Genomic DNA, 17513 nt, shown 5'->3' with positions numbered 1-17513 from the left:
CCAAGCAGAAAAAAGAGGCTTGAGCTCTGGAGCCGGTGCGGCGTCGGGGTCACAGTCAAAGCGACGGCATCGCCGCCGACCGAACCCGAGGGCGTCGGGCACCACTGATGCATCAAGATGATGAAGAGGGGCTGCCGGACAAGGTCAGAGGAGACGTACGGATCACTGCCCGGGCTCAGACAACCCTGCTGCAGTGAGACCGCAATCATACCAGGGTTTTCACGGAAACGCCAAGCGCCCCGACGGCCATTGGGCAGACGAGGTGGCGCCTGGCGTGACTTCCTGCCGTCCAGCGCTGCGAATCCGGCGAGGCGCGGTGTCCCTGACGCCCACGCCAGCTCGCCCGCCCGGTCAGGCGGCCTTCAGAGCGCCCAGGGCGCGACCCACAGCCTCCATGAAGGCGGCAAGGTCTGAGCCAGCCAGGAAGGGGATGGCCCCCGCCTCGCCGTCCTGGAGGCCAGACGGCAGGGACGCCTCCTGGCCGTGAGCCGCCAACTGGACGGGATCGAAGCCTGCCTCGAGCACCAAGGCCCAGTCGGACGGGCCGGCACCTTCGCTGCCTTCGGCGGCCAGACGCGCCAGCCGCTGCTTCATCAGTGCCGGGTTCCAGCACAGATCCGCATGGACGAGGACGCTGCCAGGCTGACGCAGGTCCAGGCCTGTGCAGGCGGCATCGGTGGCAAGCAGCACGCTGGCTTCGCCTTCGGACCATGCCTGGAGTTCCATGGCGCGTACTTCGGCGCTCTGGTGCTGGCGCAGATTGGCAAGAGGCAGGCCCAGCTCCTGCAGTGCCAGCGCCAGCGGGCGCAGTGCAGCGTCCTGCTGGGCGAACACCACCACGCGCTCCGCACGCCCCGGCACCAGCTCCGGCAACAGGCGCACCAGGGCTGCGGCGCGAGCTTCGCCCATCTTCTCGGCCTGCGCTGCGTCGCCCAGGCGCAAGCGCAACAGGGCTTGCTGCAGCTGCAGCTGCTCACCCGCCGAGAGACTGCCCAGGCGGGACCAGCGCTGATGCAGGCGCTGGACGCACTGCACGTCCGTGGTGTCCAGCGCCAGGCCGGCGCTGTCCCCTGCCGGCACGCGCACCCAGTGCGTCAGCAGCTGGACCGGCAGGCCCGGCGCGAGATCGCGGCGGCGGCGCGCCAGCATCACCGTTTCCAGCACTTCGCGCTGCTGGCGCTTGCCGGCTTCGCGGCCCAGCCGCCGCAGAGCGGCATAGGGGCCGCGACGCGCCTCGTCAATCCAGGCGACCAGGGCGCTCAGCAGCTCCGTGCCAAGCAGTTCGCGATGGGACAGCAGGATCAGATGAGCTGCACCCAGTTGGCGCAGAGCCGGCAGCACATCACCCAAGGCATCGACAGCATCGACGATCAACAGCTCGCAGCCAGCGGCCGGCGACAGATCGGTCGGTGCCTGCAGCACCCAGCCGGTCGGCCAGGCGCCCAGCAAGCGGATGACGTCCTCGCGCCAGGCCTCATGCAGGGTGGACGGCGCCACGATGGCCACCGCGCCCACGCCGAAGTGGGACTGCCACAGCTGCGCTGCCGCCACCGCAGAGGGGCGTTGCGGCAAAGGGGATTCGTCGGCCAGCAAGGCCCGGCCAGCGCAGACTGCAAAGAGCGCCGCCTCCCATTGCATGTCGGGCAGCACTGCCTTCACCTGGGCCTGCAGGGCCGGCGAGGCCAGGCCCTGCTCGAAGGCCTGTGCCAGGCGTTCGACACGATCGCCGGCATCGGCAGACAGCGCCAGCTGCTGCCAGACCTCGGCGCCCACGCGCAGCTCATGGCCTTCGGCCGCCGCGGCCTGCAGCAGCATAGGCAAGACCTGACCCTCCAGCGGCGCAATGAATCGCCCCTGTTCGTCAGCGCAATCCTCGGCCAGCGAGCGCAAGGCCGAGCTGGCGCCCTGCCCCAGGCGCCAGACCAGGCGGCGCTGCCAGCCTGCACTGAGGCCCAGCTCGCTCCAGGCGGTGTCCGGCCCGGCCGCCAGCCTGTCGGCCTGACCTTCACGGGCAGCGGCCAGTTGCTCCAGCAGCCACTGGCCATGCGCACAGGAGCCCTCCTCGCTATCCTGGAATTCCGCGCAGTTGCAGCGGTAATGGCCAATGCCGCCTTGCAGCTCCAGCGTGGCCAGTGGCTCGCCATCAGCGTCATGGACGGCATAGCTGCCGAACAGGCCGGCCTGCGCCTTGTGCCAGCGCCAATCAGGTCCATCGATCGCAGGCGGTTCGCCTGGGCCGGGCTCGTCCTTGGCCTGCTCCGCAGCATCCTGCTCGACAGCATCGGCCGCCAGGGGCTTTGCCTTCTTCGGCGGGCGAGTCTTGCGGGCAGGCTTGGCGGGAGCTTCCTCGAGAGCGGATGGTGATGGGGCCAGCGCCGCGGCTGCCTCAGTGACCACCTCCGTGGCTGTCTCGGTGACCGCCCCCTTGCCACGCCCGCCCGCGCGCTTGCGGGCGACGGGCGCAGCAGGCTCCTCCAGCGCAGCCGCCACTTCGGCGACGAGAGCCGCCACCGGCGCTGCAACGGCCGGCGGGCTGCTCTTGCGGGTCTTGCGGGCCGGCTTGGATACCTCAGCCTCGGCCTCGGGCACAGCGGGCGCCTGGCTCTCGGTGATCTTGCGGCTGCGCGCCGGGCGGGTGGCCTTGGCTTCGACAGGCGCGGCCGCGGCCGGCGCTTTCTTGCGGCCGCTCTTGGCTGCCGGTTCGACCGGCTCGCTGCCGCTCACAAGCTCAGCCTTCTTGCCAGACTTCCTGGCAACGGCCGGCGCAGCGACCGCTGCCGCTTTTGCCAGGCTAGCTTTTGCCAGGCTTGCCTTGCCGGCGTTCGCCTTCTCAGCGCTCTTCTTTGCGGCGCTCGTCTTTACGGTCGTCTTTGCGGCGCTCGCCTTGGCTGCGCTCGTCTTGGCCGCCACGGACTTGGTGGCGGCTTTCTTGACCGCGACGGCCTCGGCCGGCGCTGCGGGCTTGGCAGCCGGGCGTTTGGGTTTGGCGGCGGGCTTGGCGGCCTTGTCTGCCTTCTCTGCCTTCACAGCTTTCTCTGCCTTGGCAGGCTTGGCGGCCTTCTCAGCCTTGGCGGACTCGGTCGCCGGCCTTTTCTTCACTGACGCCTGCTTGGCAGGTGCTGCCTCGATTTCGGTGGCGGCCTTGCGCCGCGGGGTCTTGCTAGTTGCCATGGGATTGGAAGGGACAGGCCTTGAGAGCCGCCCCTATGGATTCAGGGTTCGGGAATCAGCACGGCGGGGCACCAACCCCGCAGGCTGTTGAAAAAGGCCAGGCCCTGGGCACGCGCCAGGTCTGACTTGAGCAGCCGTGCTTCCTGCAGCTGCCCTCGGGCCAGCATGGCCTCGCGCAGCACGCCGGGCAGCAGCCCAGCGGCCAGTCGCGGCGTCAGCCAGCGGCCCTCGATCTGGAGCGCGATATTGCCAAAGCTGCACTCCGTCAGTTCCTCGTCTTCGTTCCACAGCAGCACATCGAAGGCTGCCGCTGTCTTGTCTTGTGCGAAGGCCTCGTAATGGGCGCGTCGCGTGGTCTTGTGCTGCAGATACTCTGCCAGCGCCCCCTGGGTCGGCATGGGGCGTCGGGCCAGTTCCAGCGGCACGGGCAGTGGAGTATCGCCCAAGGGATGCACGGAGCAGTGCGGCTGCCCGTCGCGAGGCAGCGTCAGCCGCACACGCCAGCGCCCCTCGGGGTGCCGCGCAGCCTGCTCGGCCAGGGCCTGGCGCACATCGGTCGCTCGGTACCGCAGGCCAAAGTGGTGTGCCGTGCGCTGCAGCCGCGCCAGGTGCAGCTCCAGATGGCACAACTCGCCAGACTCCAGGCGCAGCGTCTCCAGCGCCTCGACGGGCGCCTCAGCGCGCAGCAGGAAGCGGGTCTTGGCCCGCCACTCGGCCAGCTCGGCAGCTGGATCGGAGTCCAGAGTGATGCCACTGCCGATGCCGCACTGCCAGCCTGCGCGCCCCCGCTCGACGGTACGGATAGGAACGTTGAACGTGGCGACGCCGCCTGGCTGCAGCACACCCAGCGCACCGCAGTACCAGCCGCGCGGCTCCGGCTCCAGTTCACGGATGATCTGCATGGCGCGGATCTTGGGGGCCCCGGTCACGGAGCCGCAGGGAAACAAGGCACGGAAGACGTCCAGCAGGCGCACGCTGGCCCGCGTGACGGCGCTGACGCTGGACACCATCTGCCAGACCGTCGGCAGGGCAATCAGCTCGAAGAGCCGTGGGACGCGCACCGTACCAACCTGGGCCACGCGGCTGATGTCGTTGCGCAGCAGGTCCACGATCATCAGGTTCTCGGCACGCTCCTTGGGACTGGTGCGCAGATAGGCCTGGGCTGCCTCGTCCTCGACCACATCACGGCCACGCGGCGCCGTGCCCTTCATGGGCTGGGCAGACAGCAGCCAGCTGCGCGTGCCGCCCTGGGCCTCAGGCACGGGACGCCAGTCGAAGAAGAGTTCGGGCGAGACACTGGCCACGCCGGCCCCGCGCAGGAAGAGCGCAAAACCGCCTGGCTGCGCCGCCTGCAGTGCCAGGAAGAGCTGCGCCAGATCGGGCGCGGCGGCCTGCGGGCGCAGGCGGGTGGTGAGGTTGACCTGGTAGCAGTCGCCGGCGCGTATCCACTCACGGATGCGCTCGACCTGGCGTGCCTCATCGGCTGCCGGCTGGCTGTCAGTCCAGTCCAGGGCGCCGCTGAAGCAAGGCAGGATGGGCCAGGGTTCGGGTGCCTGCTCGTACACGGCGAACTCGGCCAGCGGCCCCTCGGCGGCATGGTGGGCCAGCCTGGACTCCAGGGCCGAAGCGGCCTCGTAGCGCAACCCGCCCAGCACCCAGGCCCCCGCGCGCGAGGCTTGCTCTGCGGCGTCGATCACGCCGGGCAGCTCCGCTGCCGAGCCGGCCCGCAAGCAGCGCGCGGGCGGGGTAGTCCAGACCCCGCGCAAGCGCTCCCCGTCTTCCCGCGCCAGCGGGTGGCGGGGAAAGTCGAAGGCCGCCTGGATCTGCTCGGGACGCAGCGTGGCCGTCATGGGCGGAAGGGCTTGTTGCGAAGCGAAACGCCGGGAATCAGACGCTCAGCAGATGCGTGCGGTAGTAGGCGAGTTCGTCGATGGACTCGTGGATGTCGGCCAGCGCGGTGTGGGCCTGGGCCTTTTTGAAGCCCTCGATGATGCCGGGCTTCCAGCGCCGGGCCAGTTCCTTGAGCGTGGACACGTCCAGGTTGCGGTAGTGGAAAAAGTCTTCCAGTGTGGGCATGTAGTTGGCGAGGAAGCGGCGGTCTTGGCAGATGCTGTTGCCGCACATGGGCGACTTGCCGGCGGGCACGTACTGCCTCAGGAAGGCGATGGTTTGTGCAGCGGCCTCGTCCTCGGTGATGGTGGAGGCCTTCACGCGGTCGATCAGACCGCTCTTGCCATGCGTGCCCTTGTTCCAGGCATCCATCTTGTCCAGGGTCTCGTCGCTCTGGTGGATGGCGAAGACCGGGCCCTCGATGCGCACGGAGAGGTGCGGATCCGTGACCACCACGGCCACCTCGATGATGCGGTCGCGGTCGGGGTAGAGGCCGGTCATCTCCAGGTCGATCCAGATCAGGTTCTGGTCGCTGATGGGCAGCAGGGGGGCGTCGGTGGTGCCGGTGGTGTCGCTCATGATGTGTCGGGAAATGATGCTGCGCCCGGGAAGGGCAAGCTGCCATTGTCGCAGGCCTACACTTGGCACCATGCAAACTGCCTCCCTGATCCCCCCGCTGCAGGCCTGCTTGCCACCGCTGTCGGCACCGTTGATGAGCGCCCTGCTCGCTGCCGCCCTGGGCCTGAGCCTGCTGCTCAAGCTCTGGCTGGCCAGCCGCCAGGTGCGGCATGTGCGCGAACACCGCGGCGCCGTCCCACCCGCCTTTGCCGCCAGCGTGCCCCTGGCCGCCCACCAGAAGGCTGCCGACTACACCGCGGCCAACACGGGCTTCGGCATGCTGAGCCTGGCCGTCTCCAGCGCCTTGCTGATCGGCTGGACACTCATGGGCGGGCTCAACAGCCTCAACGAATGGGTCCTGGACCACGCCCTGCAGCGCTTTGGCCCCATGGCCTACCAACTCGGTCTCATCACGGCCTTCGCCCTCATCGGCGGCCTGCTGGACCTGCCGCTGTCGCTGTACCACACCTTCCGCCTCGAACAGCGCTTCGGCTTCAACCGAACGACCCTGGCGCTGTACTTCGCCGACATGGTCAAGGGCCTGCTGGTCGGCGCGCTGATCGGCCTGCCCATTGCCGCCCTGATCCTGTGGCTCATGGGCACGGCCGGCCCCATGTGGTGGCTGTGGGCCTGGGGCGCCTGGATGGGCTTCAACCTGCTGATCATGGTGCTCTACCCCACCGTCATCGCCCCCCTCTTCAATAAGTTCGAGCCCCTTCAGGACGAGCTTCTCAAGGGCCGTGTCGAAGCCCTGATGAAACGCTGCGGCTTCGCGGCCAAGGGCCTCTTCGTGATGGACGGCAGCCGGCGCTCGGCGCATGGCAATGCCTACTTCACCGGCCTGGGCGCGGCCAAGCGGGTCGTCTTCTTCGACACGCTGCTGCAGCGCCTGCACCCCGGCGAGGTCGAGGCCGTGCTGGCTCACGAACTGGGGCACTTCAAGCATCGCCATGTACTCAAGCGCATGCTCGGCCTCTTCGGACTGAGCCTGCTGGGCTTCGCACTGCTGGGCTGGCTGGGCACCCAGGTGGGCTTCTACCTGGGCCTGGGTGTGCAGCCGAACATGGCGGCGCCCAATGACGCCCTGGCCCTGCTGCTCTTCCTGCTGGTGATGCCGGTGTTCAGCTTCTTCTTCACGCCGCTGGCGGCCCAACTCTCGCGCCGCGACGAGTTCCAGGCCGACGCCTACGCCTGCGCCCAGTCCAGCGGCCAGGATCTGAGCAATGCCCTGCTCAAGCTCCACGAGGACAATGCCGGCACCCTGACCCCCGACCCGGTCTACGCCCGCTTCTACTATTCCCACCCGCCGGCCAGCGAACGCCTGGCCGCCATCGAACGTCTCTCCACCCCCTGCTCCGCATGAACCTGCTGCTTGCTCAATGCGCCCCCCAAACCACAGCCCTGCCTGAGGCCGAGCTCGGCGACTGGCTGGCCCAGGTCCCTGGCTGGCTGCCTGATGCCACCCACAAGGCCATCGCCCGCCGCTTCGTCTTCGACAACTACTACCAGGTGATGGCCTTTGCCAACGCAGTGGCCGAGATCGCCCATGCGCAGGACCACCACCCGGACATGGTGCTGAGCTACAACGTGGCCACGGTCAGCTTCAGCACGCATTCGGTGCAGGGGCTCAGCGTGAACGACTTCATCTGCGCGGCCCAGGTCAGCGCCCTGCCCGAGACCCAGCCGTGAGTGGTGGCCGCTTCAAGGGTGGTACTGCGGCAGAGAAGCGCGGCGCCGGGCTGGACCTGGGGCTGGTGGTGCGCGGGCACGGCCGGCACTACATCGTGGAGGACAGCGAAGGCCGCCGCCGCGTCTGCCATCCCCGCGGCAAGAAGAGTGACTGCGTGGTGGGAGACCAGGTGCGCTGGGCCGAGGCCAGCAGTGACGAAGGCGTGATCGAGGCCGTGGAGCCGCGCCGCAACCTGCTGTTCCGTCAGGACGAATGGAAGACCAAGAGCTTTGCCGCCAACCTCGACCAGTTGCTCGTGCTGGTGGCGGTGGAGCCGGTGTTCTCGGAGTCGCAGCTGGCGCGTGCGCTGATCGCTGCCGAGAGTGCGGGTATCAGCGCACGCGTGGCCCTCAACAAGACCGACCTGCCTGGCGTGGCGGCCCAGCGTGAGCGCCTGCAACCCTACAGGGACATGGGCCTGACGGTGATGGAACTGGCCCTGCGCGAGTCCCCTGAGGCTTCGGCCGAGGCACTCCGCCCCTGGCTGCAGGGCAAGCGCACCTTTGTGCTTGGGCCCAGCGGCACGGGCAAGAGCACCCTGATCAACCTGCTGATCCCCGATGCCCAAGCCCAGGTGGGGGACATCTCCCTGGCCCTCAACTCCGGCCGGCACACCACCACGACCACGCAGTGGTACTGGATGGACGCAGGTCGCGAGACCGCACTGATCGACTCCCCCGGCTTCCAGGAATTCGGCCTGCGCCAAATCGAGCCCGCGCAGTTGCCGCAGCTGATGCCGGACCTGCGCAAGCATGCCGGCAGCTGCCGCTTCTACAACTGCACGCACCTGCACGAGCCCGGCTGCGGCGTGCGGACCGCGCTGGAAGCCCGCCAGATCAGCGCCTCCCGCTACCGGATCTACGGCGAGATCTTCGAAGAGCTCAGCGGCAAGCGCTGGTAAGCCGCGCGGCTCGGGGGCTCAGGCCTCACGCGTCTCAGTGCGCCTGCGGCGGAAGAGTCGGACGGCTGGCCGATTCATGAGCCTCGCCCACCACGCGCGCCTCGATGTCGACCACGTCGGCAGGAGGAGCCCGGCGCGCCGGCCCCCGGGCAAAGCCCCGCCCGGCGCGGAAGGCCCACACACGCGCAAAGCCTGGGACCTCCAGCACCGGCTTGCGCCCTCGGACGAGGCTCCACAGGCCAACGACCAGCAGGATCGCCAGCGCCAGCACCATCAGGCCCAGCACCAGGACGACCGTTGCCGCGCCCAGCACCAGGCGAAGCACCAGGGAAATCAGAGCAGTGAACAAACCACTTCCTTTCAAGGACAAGATCCAGACGGCTCAGCCGCGCCCAATGTAAGGCATGCGGTTGGCCATGAGGGTCATGAAGGGCACGTTGACGGACAGCGGCAACTGGGCCAGGTGCACCAGGGCGTCGGCGACATGCTGCACGTCCATGGTGGCCTCCACCGCGATGCTGCCATTGGCCTGACGCACGCCCTGCTGCATGGGCCTGACCATCTCGGTGGCGGCATTGCCGATGTCGATCTGGCCCACGGCGATGTCGAATTCCCGGCCATCCAGGCTCAGGGCCTTGGTCAAGCCTGAGATCGCGTGCTTGGTGGCCGTGTAGGGCGCGGAATTCGGACGCGGCGCGTGGGCCGAGATGGATCCGTTGTTGACGATACGGCCGCCACGCGGCTGCTGGCGCTTCATCAGGCCGAAGGCAGCCTGGGCACAGAGAAAGCTGCCGGTGAGGTTGACGTCCACCACGGCCTGCCATTGTTCGAAGGAAAGCTCGTCAACCGGCAGGGCGGGCGCGCTCACGCCTGCGTTGTTGAAGAGCAGGTCCAGGCGGCCGAAGTGCCGCTCGATCTCGGCAAAGAGCGCCTTCACCGCCCCGGCATCGGCCACATTGCAGGGCCGGACCAGACACAAGGCAGGATCAGGAGCCGCGGACCGCGTCTCACAGAGGGCCTCCTCGCGCCGCCCCACCAGCACCAGTTGCCAGCCCGCCTGCGCCAGGCCCAAGGCGGCTGCGCGACCAATGCCACTGCCGGCGCCTGTGACCAGGGCGACCCTGGCCGGTGATGCGGAGGAATCGGCAGCACTGCCGTTTGAATCGAGCTGAGGCATGGTCATGAGGGGCTGGATGCTGTCGGTTTGCTTGACCGACGCGGCATCATAGTCAGCCCGGGCTCATTGCGGCAGCGGGGCGGCTTCGGGTTCGGAACGGGCCAGTTGCACATCCGCGGCGTCGGCGCGGCGGCCGCTGACCACCACGGGCGGCAGTTGCTCGATCTGCACGCGCTTGCCATGCACCTCCACACGGGGCAGGACTTGCACCACCGCCTTGGCCGGCAGCGCCGCCTGGCTGGGAAGCGCCATCAGCGCGCCGATCGTCAAGCCCAGCAGCAGGCCGCTGCCCAGGGCCAGGCGGCGGATGGGGGCGTAGCGGTCGTAGCAAGGAATGGTCACGGGCTTCATGGGAACCTCCTGAGGCAAGCGGGCAAGTGCTTCGTGGTCTTCGATGCACGCACTGTGCCCAGCCCGCCATGGCGATCCAAGCCACAGGAGACGGGTTGCCGATCAGCCGCGATGAACTGCGGCGAGGGCCGATGAACGGGTTTACCCTAGGAAGACACCCAGCTCACGCGCCACCTGCAGGCGCTCGTGATCCTGTGGCACGCAGCGGTTCTGGCCCGCGACCTCGCCCAGGCCGACGTCCACGCAGCGATCGCCCTGCAGCGCCACCATGCGGCCGAACTGCCCGCGCATCACCAGCCCGGCCGCTGCCACGCCGAAGCGGGTGGCCAGCACGCGATCAAAGGCCGTGGGCGATCCGCCGCGCTGGAGGTGCCCCAGCAGGGTGCAGCGGATTTCCACCTCGCTGCCCAGCTGGCCCTCCAGGTCGCCCATCAGCCGCTGGCCAATGCCGCCCAGGCGCAGCGGGTCCGGACTGTTGTCCAACTGGCGCTGGATCACCCACTCGCCGCCCAGGGCCTTGGCACCCTCGGCCACGCACAGCAGGGCAAAGCCCTGCTCATGGGCACGCTGGCGGGCAAAGGCGGCCAGGCGCTCGAGCTCGTAGCTCTGCTCCGGGATCAGGATGGCGTCAGCGCCACCGGCCAGGCCACCCTCCAGCGCGATCCAGCCGGCGTAGCGGCCCATGGTTTCGACGATCATCAGGCGTCCATGGCTGCGCGCCGTGGTCTGCAGACGGCCCAGGGCCTCGCTGACGACGGTGACGGCGGAATCGAAGCCGAAGCTGCGCTCATTGAGCATCAGGTCGTTGTCTATGGTCTTGGGCACGCCCACCACCGGCACGCCCAGGCGGGCGAAACGCTCGGCAATGGTCATGGTGCCGTCCCCGCCGATGACCACCAGCGCGTCAATGTTCTGGCGGCCCAGGAAGTCCAGGGCGTGGCCGGAGCAGTCCGTGCCACCGGCGCCGAAGTAATGGAAGGGATCGGCCCGGTTGTGGGTGCCGAGTATGGTGCCGCCCTCGGCGATCAGGCTGCGCACCGAGGCTGCATCCAGCGGGCGGCAGCGGCCGTCCAGCAGGCCCAGGAAGCCGCGCTCGATGCCGGTGACCGTGGCACCGCAACGTTCGATCAGGGCCAGCGTGACCGCACGGATCACCGCGTTGAGCCCGGGGCAGTCGCCGCCACCTGTCAGAATCCCGATATGCATTGCTGAGACCTCCCTGCGCTGATGCTGCCATGGCCTGCACTGTCATCATTGCACGCCCTTGACGGTGTCCCCGATTCCCGGGGGCCAGGTCTTGCCTTGAGTCAGGATACTGCCACGCTGGCGCCACAATGCGGGAAATAACACCATGACCGCCCCGATGATGCCAGCCTCCGGCCCCAGTCCCGAAGCCGCCGCGACCGAGCTGCCGCGCCTGCTCTATGTCGAGGACAACCCCATCAACATGCTGATCGTCGAGGAGTTGGTCAACAAGCGCGGGGGTATCGCCCTTTTCGGCGCTGAAACCGTGGCGCAAGGGCTGGCGCAGGCCGGCAGGCTGCTGCCGCGCCTCATCCTGGTGGACATGCAGCTACCAGACGGCGACGGGCACGGCCTGCTGCAGGCCCTGCGCGCCGACCCCTCCACTGCTGGCATTCCCTGCGTGGCGCTGTCGGCAAATGCCATGCCCGAGGACGTGCGCCGGGCGGGCGAAGCGGGCTTTGCGGACTATTGGACCAAGCCCATCGACTTCCGGGTCTTCCTGGCGGGACTGGACCGCTTCTACGGCCCGCGCTAGGCCCGCGCTCCAAGGAAACGGCCAATAAGAAAGGCGCCGCACCCGCCAGGGTCGGCGCCTTTTGCTTTGCAGAGCTCAACAGTCTGGGAGCCCCGCTCGTCGTGGTTTACTTGCCTGCGGCGGCTTGTTCCTTCTTGATGGCAATCTCGTCAGCCTCGTCGTAGGGCTTGTTGCCACAGTTCTTCTTCCAGCCGTCCACGGCATCGAGGTGGTCCAGGCTGCGGGTCTCGAGGTCCTTGCCGGTCTTGTTGAACTTCTCGATGGCTGCATCGAAGGCCTTGGCCTTGAGCACGTAGTCGTCCTTGCGCTTGTTGTGCACTTCGATCTTGGCGTCATTGGCCTTGGCGCGCACGTTGTATTCCTCGATGGCGGCCTTCTGGTCGGCGCGGGTCATCTCGGGCAGCTTGGTCTTGAGGTCCTCGTTGAACTTGATCAGCTCGCCCTGTTCAGCCTTGATGGCGGTGGCGCTGGCATCGATGTCCGCGCCTTCCTTGGTGAGCAGCTCCTTGTCAGCCATCAGGCGCTCGCGCTCCTTCTTGTAGTCGGCTTCGGCGGCCAGCACGGCCTTGGCTTCAGCTTCATTGCCGGCCTGCTGGTTCAGGCAAGCGCGCAGCTCGTCGCGCGTCATCAGTTTCTGCCTGGGCTTGTCCACCACCGGACGGCTGACCTTGTTGTTCTTGGGGTCGACCTTGGCATTCGGATTGACGGTCTGGGCAGAAGCCAGGGCCGGCAGGAGGGCGGCCAGGCAGACGGAGAGGAGGATTCGTTTCATGGCGGTACGGGCTGATGCTGCGGTACAGCAAAGGACGCGCCGACTGGCGCAAAGCCGGAATGATGCCATGAGCGGCCGCCTCGCCCGGCCGGGGATAATCCGCCCCTTTCGCCCGCTCCCCCCCAGCGGCACCGACAACCCCGCAGGCACGGCCACGCGCCGGGGCCCCTTTCGAGAATTCCCCATGGCACTCAAGGCAACCATCTACAAGGCCCTGCTCAACATCGCGGACATGGACCGCCATGTCTACGGCGAGCACAACCTGACCATCGCCAAGCATCCCAGCGAGACCGACGAGCGCATGATGCTTCGCGTGCTGGCCTATGCCCTGAACGTGCCGGCGGACGACCTGAACGGGCGGCTGGAGTTCACCAAGGGCCTCTCAGAGGTTGATGATCCCGATCTGTGGCAGCTCAACCTGACCGGCGAAGTCGTGCATTGGATCGATCTGGGCCAGCCGGACGAGCGCCGCATCATGAAAGCCCACGGCCGCGCCGAGCGGGTCAGCGTCTACTGCTACGCCGCCAGCACACCCATCTGGTGGGCGGGCATCGAAGGCAAGCTCACCCGGGCGCCCAAGCTGTCGGTCTGGCAGATCCCTGCAGAGGAAATCCAGGCCCTGGCCGCCTTCGCCGAGCGCAGCATGCAGCTGCAGGTCAGCATCCAGGACGGTCTTGTCTACATCTCCACGCCCTCGCGTCAATTGGAGATTCACCCCCATGCCCTTAAGCACGCCTGAGCCTGGCCGCTAGACTCCGGCCCGGCTGCCAGGAGGGCGGCTCGAACAACAATTCCGGAGAAGCGATGAAGACCTTGGATCTGCTGCGCCTGAAGCGACGTCAACTGACCACCCTGGCAGTTGCCGTGAGCCTTGCCGCCGCCCTGCTGCCCGGCGCCCTGCACGCCGCCGAGGCGGCCAGCGCGCCCGAACCTGCCGACCCGCACCAATGGCTGGAAGAGGTGCTGGGTGAGAAGCCCTTGGCCTGGGTCAAGGAACGCAACGAGGCCAGCTTCAAGGTGCTCAAGGCCAGGCCTGAGTTCGAGCCCATCCGCCAGGACCTGCTGGGGGTGCTCAATGCGCGCGACCGCATCCCGGGCGTCAGTCGCATGGGCGGCTTCCTCTACAACCTCTGGCAGGACGAGCAGCACAAGCGCGGTCTGTGGCGCCGCACCACGCTGGCCGAGTACCAGAAGGCCGCGCCAGCCTGGGAAACGGTGCTGGACCTCGACGCCCTGGGCGCGGCGGAAGGCGAAAGCTGGGTCTTCCACGGCGCACAGTGCCTGGGTCCCAGCTACCGGCGCTGCATGGTCAACCTCTCCCGCGGGGGCTCTGACGCCCAGGTGAGCCGCGAGTTCGACACCGTCAGCAAGCAGTTCATCAAGGGCGGCTTCGAGCTGCCCGAGGCCAAGAGCCAGCTGACTTGGCTGGACGAGAACACCCTCTTCGTGGGCACCGACTTCGGCCCCGGCAGCCTGACGGACTCCGGCTACCCCCGCGTCATCAAGCAATGGAAGCGCGGCACGCCGCTGAGCGCCGCCAGGACCGTCTTCGAAGGCGAGGCCAAGGATGTGGCTGCCAGCGTCATGGTGGACCGCACCCCGGGCCACCAGCGCGTGCTCTTCCAGCGTGCCCTTGACTTCTACACCAGCAGCAGCTTCCTGCTGCAGGGCGGCAAGCTGGGGAAGCTGGAGATTCCAGAGGACGTCGAGTCTGGTTTCTGGGGCCCGTGGATGCTGCTCAAGCCGCGCAGCGACTGGAGCGTCGGCGGCAGCACCTTCAAGAGCGGCTCCCTGTTGATCACGGATCTCAAGGCCTACCAGCGCGGTGAGCGCAAGTTCAAGGTCCTGTTCCAGCCCACGGCCACCCGCTCGCTGGCGGGCTACAGCCTGACTCGCAGCCGCGTGCTGCTGTCGGTCATCGACCAGGTTGCCAGCAAGCTGGAGGAGTGGGACTTCAGCAAGGCCCAGGCCCCGCAGCGCCGCGAGGTCAAGGCCCCCTTCCCCGGCGCGCTGCACCTGGGCGCCCTGTACGACAGCGAGCTGCCCAAGGACGAACTGGCCGAGCGCTACTTCCTCTACTACACCGACTTCCTCACCCCCGACACCCTCTTCCTTGCCCGCACCGGCAGTGACGAGCGCCAGGTGCTGAAGTCCCGCCAGGCCCAGTTCGATGCGGCTGGCATGCGCGCCGAGCAGCGCTTCGCCACCAGCAAGGACGGCACCCGCGTGCCCTACTTCGTGATCTGGCCCAAGGGCGCGACGGCCGATGGCAGCAATCCCACCTTGCTCTATGGCTACGGCGGCTTCGAGGTCTCGCTGCAGCCGGGCTATTCCGGCGGCCGTGGCCGTGCCTGGCTCTCGCGCGGCGGCGTTTACGTGCTGGCCAATATCCGCGGCGGCGGCGAGTTCGGCCCGGCCTGGCACCAGGCCGCCATCAAGGCCAACAAGCAGCGCAGCTACGAGGACTTCATCGCCGTGGCCGAGGACCTCGTCAAGGGCAAGATCACCTCGCCTCGCCATCTGGGCATCATGGGCGGCAGCAACGGCGGCCTGCTGATGGGCGCCACCTTCACGCAACGCCCTGACCTCTTCAACGCCGTGGTCTGCCAGGTGCCGCTGCTGGACATGCGCCGCTTCCACAAGCTGCTGGCCGGCGCCTCCTGGATGGCCGAATACGGCAACCCGGACGATGTCAAGGACTGGGAGGTCATCCGCCAGTACAGCCCCTACCACAACGTCAGCAAGGACAAGACCTATCCCAAGGTTTTCTTCACCACCTCGACGCGCGATGACCGGGTCCACCCTGGCCATGCCCGCAAGATGGTTGCCCGCATGACTGAGCTGGGTCACGAGGTCTTCTATTACGAGAACACCGAGGGCGGCCATGGCGGTGCGGCCGACAACGAGCAGCGCGCCACCCTGCAGGCGCTGGAGTACAGCTACCTCTGGCAGCAACTGGGCCGCTGAAGGCCTTCAGGAAAGACCATGGACGTCCGGCACGACAGCACGGCGCAGCAGTTCTGGCTCGAACCCGAGCCGGGCAAGCGCTGCGTGCTGGACTACCAGCGCCAGGGCGATGCCGTGGTCTTCACCCACACTGGCGTGCCGCCCGCCCTGCAGGGCCGGGGCCTGGCCGCCAAACTGGTGGCCGCCGGCCTGCAATGGGCCGGCGAGCAACAGCTGCGGGTGATCCCCGCCTGCAGCTACGTGGCCAGCTACCTGCACCGGCAGGGCCGCAAGGCCTGAGGCTGGCGTACCGGGGTTCGCCGCCCTGCCCCGCCGCGGGGTCAGGTCTGAACAGGCTCAGCGGGACTCGTTCTCGCGGGCCTGCAGCACCCGCCACATCACCTTGCCCGCCCCCGACTTGGGCAGGGCCTCCACGAACTCCACGCTGCGCGGCACCTTGTAGGCCGCCATGTGATCACGCGCCCAGGCGATGAGCGCCGCTTCCGTCAGCGTGCCGCGGGCCTCGGCACGCGGCACCACGACAGCCTTGACGGACTCGCCGCGGTAGGCATCGCGGGTGGCGATCACGCAGGCCTCCTGCACGCCCGGATGCTGGAACAGCAGCAGCTCCACCTCGGAAGGCCAGACCTTGAAGCCGCTGGCATTGATCATGCGTTTCAGGCGGTCGGTGAGGAAGAAGTAGCCCTCTTCATCCATGCGGCCGAGATCCCCCGTGCGGAAGAAGCGCTGGCCATCGATCTCGACAAAGGCCGCCGCCGTGGCCTCGGGCTGGCGCCAGTAGCCCAGGAAGAGCATGGGGCCGGCACTGATGATCTCGCCCACCTCGCCGGGAGGCAGCTCCTTCAGCGTGTCAGGGTCCACCACGCGCGAATCCACGCCGAAGATGGGAATGCCCAGGCACTGCAGCTTGGCGCGCTCGGGCGGGTTGGCATGCGTGGGGGCCGCGGTCTCGGTAAGGCCGTAGCCCTCAGCGAACTGCAGGCCGAACTCATCGAGCAGGCGCTGGGCCACGGCCTGAGGCATGGCCGTGCCACCGCCGCTGAGATAGCGCAGACTGCTGAGGTCGACACTGCGGTAGTGGGGACTGGCGAAGAGGTCGATGATCATGGTGGGCACGCAAGTCCAGTGCGTGACCCCGTAGCGCGAGATCGCCCGGCCGGCGAGTTCACGGTCCCAACGCGGCAGCAGCACCAGGGTCGACCCGTTGTAGACCGGCGTGAGCACGCCGTAGAGCAGGCCGGTGATGTGGAACATGGGCACCACCGCCAGGCTGACCGCCTCGGGCGAAGCCGAGCCCCACAGGCCGCCGCCGCAGCAATTGGCCATGAGGCTGCGATGGGTGTGCATGCAACCCTTGGGCAGGCCTGTGGTGCCGGAGGTGTAGGGCAGCAGGGCCAGGTCGTCCGGGCCGTTCTGTGCGGATTGCGCTGGCGGCGCGGCGCCCAGAGCTTCGGGCCAGCAGGCCACGCCCGGCGGCAGGGGCGGCCGGGCCATGATCCACTCCCGCAGGGCCGGGGAGAAGCCCGCGTCCTCCGCCGGCCCGCATGGCGGCAGGGCATCGGCGTAATGCAGGCCCAGCAGCACTGGCACGGTCGCGAGGCCGGCCACGGCTTGCTGGACGACCGGCAAGAGATCCGCCGCGAACACAAGGCCGCGCGCCCCCGAGTCACTCAGCAGGTGAGCCAACTCCTCGACCTTGTTCATGGGATTGATGGGCACGACCACGGCGTCGGCCCGCATGGCGGCGTAGAAGGCCACCAGGAACTGCGGGCAGTTCTGCATGAACAACCCGATGCGGTCCCCTCTTTGCAGACCCTGCGACTGCCACCAGCCGGCCAGCGCTTGGGCCTTCGTATGCAGTTCGGCAAAGCTCATGGCGGCCCCGCCATACAGCGTGGCAGACTTCCCGGGAAAGCGCCGCGCAGCGACTTCCAGGTTGAACCACAGCGAGGTTTCCGGCAGCACCAATTGCCGAGGCAGGCGCCGCGGCCAGTAGCGTTTCGCCTGCTGCGTCGAGTCCTGGTCCGCCACGCTCATGGCCACTCCCTCGGGCACCGGCCCGCGCGACTCATCTTGCCGGGATGCCCCCGAGACCCCTGTCGCCGCGGCGACAAAGGCTGATACGGCACGAATGCTGCATCTGCCAAGCGTCAAGCA

Annotated in this window: 16 protein-coding genes; 7 read left to right on the top strand and 9 right to left on the bottom strand. The window is 68.1% G+C overall.

The features are described from left to right. Nucleotides 1–351 precede the first annotated feature (351 nt). From ACS5PK_RS02305 to orn, 3 genes are read right to left on the bottom strand one after another with little or no spacing between them, the layout of a single operon-like run. Nucleotides 352–3171, bottom strand: coding sequence for a helicase-related protein (locus tag ACS5PK_RS02305; RefSeq protein WP_439438654.1), 2820 nt, complete (start codon nucleotides 3169–3171; stop codon nucleotides 352–354). A 41-nt stretch (nucleotides 3172–3212) separates the two neighbouring features. Next, entirely contained in the window at nucleotides 3213–5021 is a 1809-nt protein-coding gene (locus ACS5PK_RS02300) for a chorismate-binding protein (RefSeq protein ID WP_439438653.1), read from the bottom strand. Nucleotides 5022–5058: 37 nt separating this feature from the next. Next, complete coding sequence (orn, locus tag ACS5PK_RS02295) at nucleotides 5059–5640, bottom strand: oligoribonuclease (protein ID WP_439438652.1); 582 nt, start codon at nucleotides 5638–5640, stop codon at nucleotides 5059–5061. Nucleotides 5641–5710: 70 nt separating this feature from the next. Between orn and ACS5PK_RS02290 the strand changes: the two genes are divergently transcribed. Genes ACS5PK_RS02290 through rsgA form a run of 3 tightly spaced genes read left to right on the top strand, consistent with a single transcriptional unit; the run spans nucleotide 5711 to nucleotide 8309 of the window. Further along, on the top strand, nucleotides 5711–7042 hold the full coding sequence (locus ACS5PK_RS02290; RefSeq protein ID WP_439438651.1) for a M48 family metallopeptidase: 1332 nt from the start codon (nucleotides 5711–5713) through the stop codon (nucleotides 7040–7042). Then, nucleotides 7039–7368 (top strand): 4a-hydroxytetrahydrobiopterin dehydratase, encoded by a 330-nt coding sequence (locus ACS5PK_RS02285; protein WP_439438650.1) that lies wholly within the window; start codon nucleotides 7039–7041, stop codon nucleotides 7366–7368. The genes ACS5PK_RS02290 and ACS5PK_RS02285 overlap by 4 nt, the downstream gene beginning before the upstream one ends. Beyond that, nucleotides 7326–8309 carry a ribosome small subunit-dependent GTPase A gene (rsgA, locus tag ACS5PK_RS02280; RefSeq protein WP_439438698.1) on the top strand — a complete coding sequence of 328 codons (984 nt, stop codon included), beginning with the start codon at nucleotides 7326–7328 and terminating at the stop codon, nucleotides 8307–8309. The genes ACS5PK_RS02285 and rsgA overlap by 43 nt, the downstream gene beginning before the upstream one ends. A 34-nt stretch (nucleotides 8310–8343) precedes the next feature. Here the strand turns inward: rsgA and ACS5PK_RS02275 are convergent, their stop codons facing one another. The 4 genes from ACS5PK_RS02275 to ACS5PK_RS02260 form a co-directional block, all read right to left on the bottom strand. Beyond that, on the bottom strand, nucleotides 8344–8658 hold the full coding sequence (locus tag ACS5PK_RS02275) for a hypothetical protein (RefSeq protein ID WP_439438649.1): 315 nt from the start codon (nucleotides 8656–8658) through the stop codon (nucleotides 8344–8346). A gap of 33 nt (nucleotides 8659–8691) precedes the next feature. Then, entirely contained in the window at nucleotides 8692–9486 is a 795-nt protein-coding gene (locus ACS5PK_RS02270) for an SDR family oxidoreductase (protein ID WP_439438697.1), read from the bottom strand. A 63-nt stretch (nucleotides 9487–9549) separates the two neighbouring features. Then, nucleotides 9550–9837, bottom strand: a complete 288-nt coding sequence (locus ACS5PK_RS02265) for a hypothetical protein (protein WP_439438648.1) — start codon at nucleotides 9835–9837, stop codon at nucleotides 9550–9552. A 141-nt stretch (nucleotides 9838–9978) separates the two neighbouring features. Beyond that, nucleotides 9979–11043, bottom strand: a complete 1065-nt coding sequence (locus tag ACS5PK_RS02260) for a 6-phosphofructokinase (protein ID WP_439438647.1) — start codon at nucleotides 11041–11043, stop codon at nucleotides 9979–9981. Nucleotides 11044–11188: 145 nt separating this feature from the next. Here ACS5PK_RS02260 and ACS5PK_RS02255 point away from each other — a divergent pair, with 145 nt between their 5' ends. Next, nucleotides 11189–11617, top strand: a complete 429-nt coding sequence (locus tag ACS5PK_RS02255) for a response regulator (RefSeq protein WP_439438646.1) — start codon at nucleotides 11189–11191, stop codon at nucleotides 11615–11617. 106 nt (nucleotides 11618–11723) lie between these two features. Here ACS5PK_RS02255 and ACS5PK_RS02250 read toward each other — a convergent pair whose 3' ends face one another. Further along, complete coding sequence (locus ACS5PK_RS02250; protein WP_439438645.1) at nucleotides 11724–12389, bottom strand: hypothetical protein; 666 nt, start codon at nucleotides 12387–12389, stop codon at nucleotides 11724–11726. Between the two features lie 184 nt (nucleotides 12390–12573). Here ACS5PK_RS02250 and ACS5PK_RS02245 point away from each other — a divergent pair, with 184 nt between their 5' ends. The 3 genes from ACS5PK_RS02245 (at nucleotide 12574) to ACS5PK_RS02235 (ending at nucleotide 15635) form a co-directional block, all read left to right on the top strand. Then, complete coding sequence (locus ACS5PK_RS02245; protein ID WP_439438644.1) at nucleotides 12574–13128, top strand: YaeQ family protein; 555 nt, start codon at nucleotides 12574–12576, stop codon at nucleotides 13126–13128. A gap of 65 nt (nucleotides 13129–13193) precedes the next feature. Then, entirely contained in the window at nucleotides 13194–15356 is a 2163-nt protein-coding gene (locus ACS5PK_RS02240) for a prolyl oligopeptidase family serine peptidase (RefSeq protein ID WP_439438643.1), read from the top strand. An 18-nt stretch (nucleotides 15357–15374) separates the two neighbouring features. After that, nucleotides 15375–15635, top strand: a complete 261-nt coding sequence (locus ACS5PK_RS02235; RefSeq protein ID WP_439438642.1) for a GNAT family N-acetyltransferase — start codon at nucleotides 15375–15377, stop codon at nucleotides 15633–15635. A gap of 57 nt (nucleotides 15636–15692) precedes the next feature. On the opposite strand, the gene ACS5PK_RS02230 is transcribed toward ACS5PK_RS02235, so the two are convergent. After that, nucleotides 15693–17393, bottom strand: a complete 1701-nt coding sequence (locus tag ACS5PK_RS02230; RefSeq protein ID WP_439438641.1) for a long-chain fatty acid--CoA ligase — start codon at nucleotides 17391–17393, stop codon at nucleotides 15693–15695. Between the last annotated feature and the right edge of the window lie 120 nt (nucleotides 17394–17513).

Source organism: Roseateles sp. DB2 (genome assembly GCF_051857535.1).
Classification (GTDB): domain Bacteria; phylum Pseudomonadota; class Gammaproteobacteria; order Burkholderiales; family Burkholderiaceae_C; genus Roseateles_B.
The sequence above is the reverse complement of the archived record's forward strand: the minus strand, read 5'-3'. Positions and strand labels throughout refer to the sequence as shown.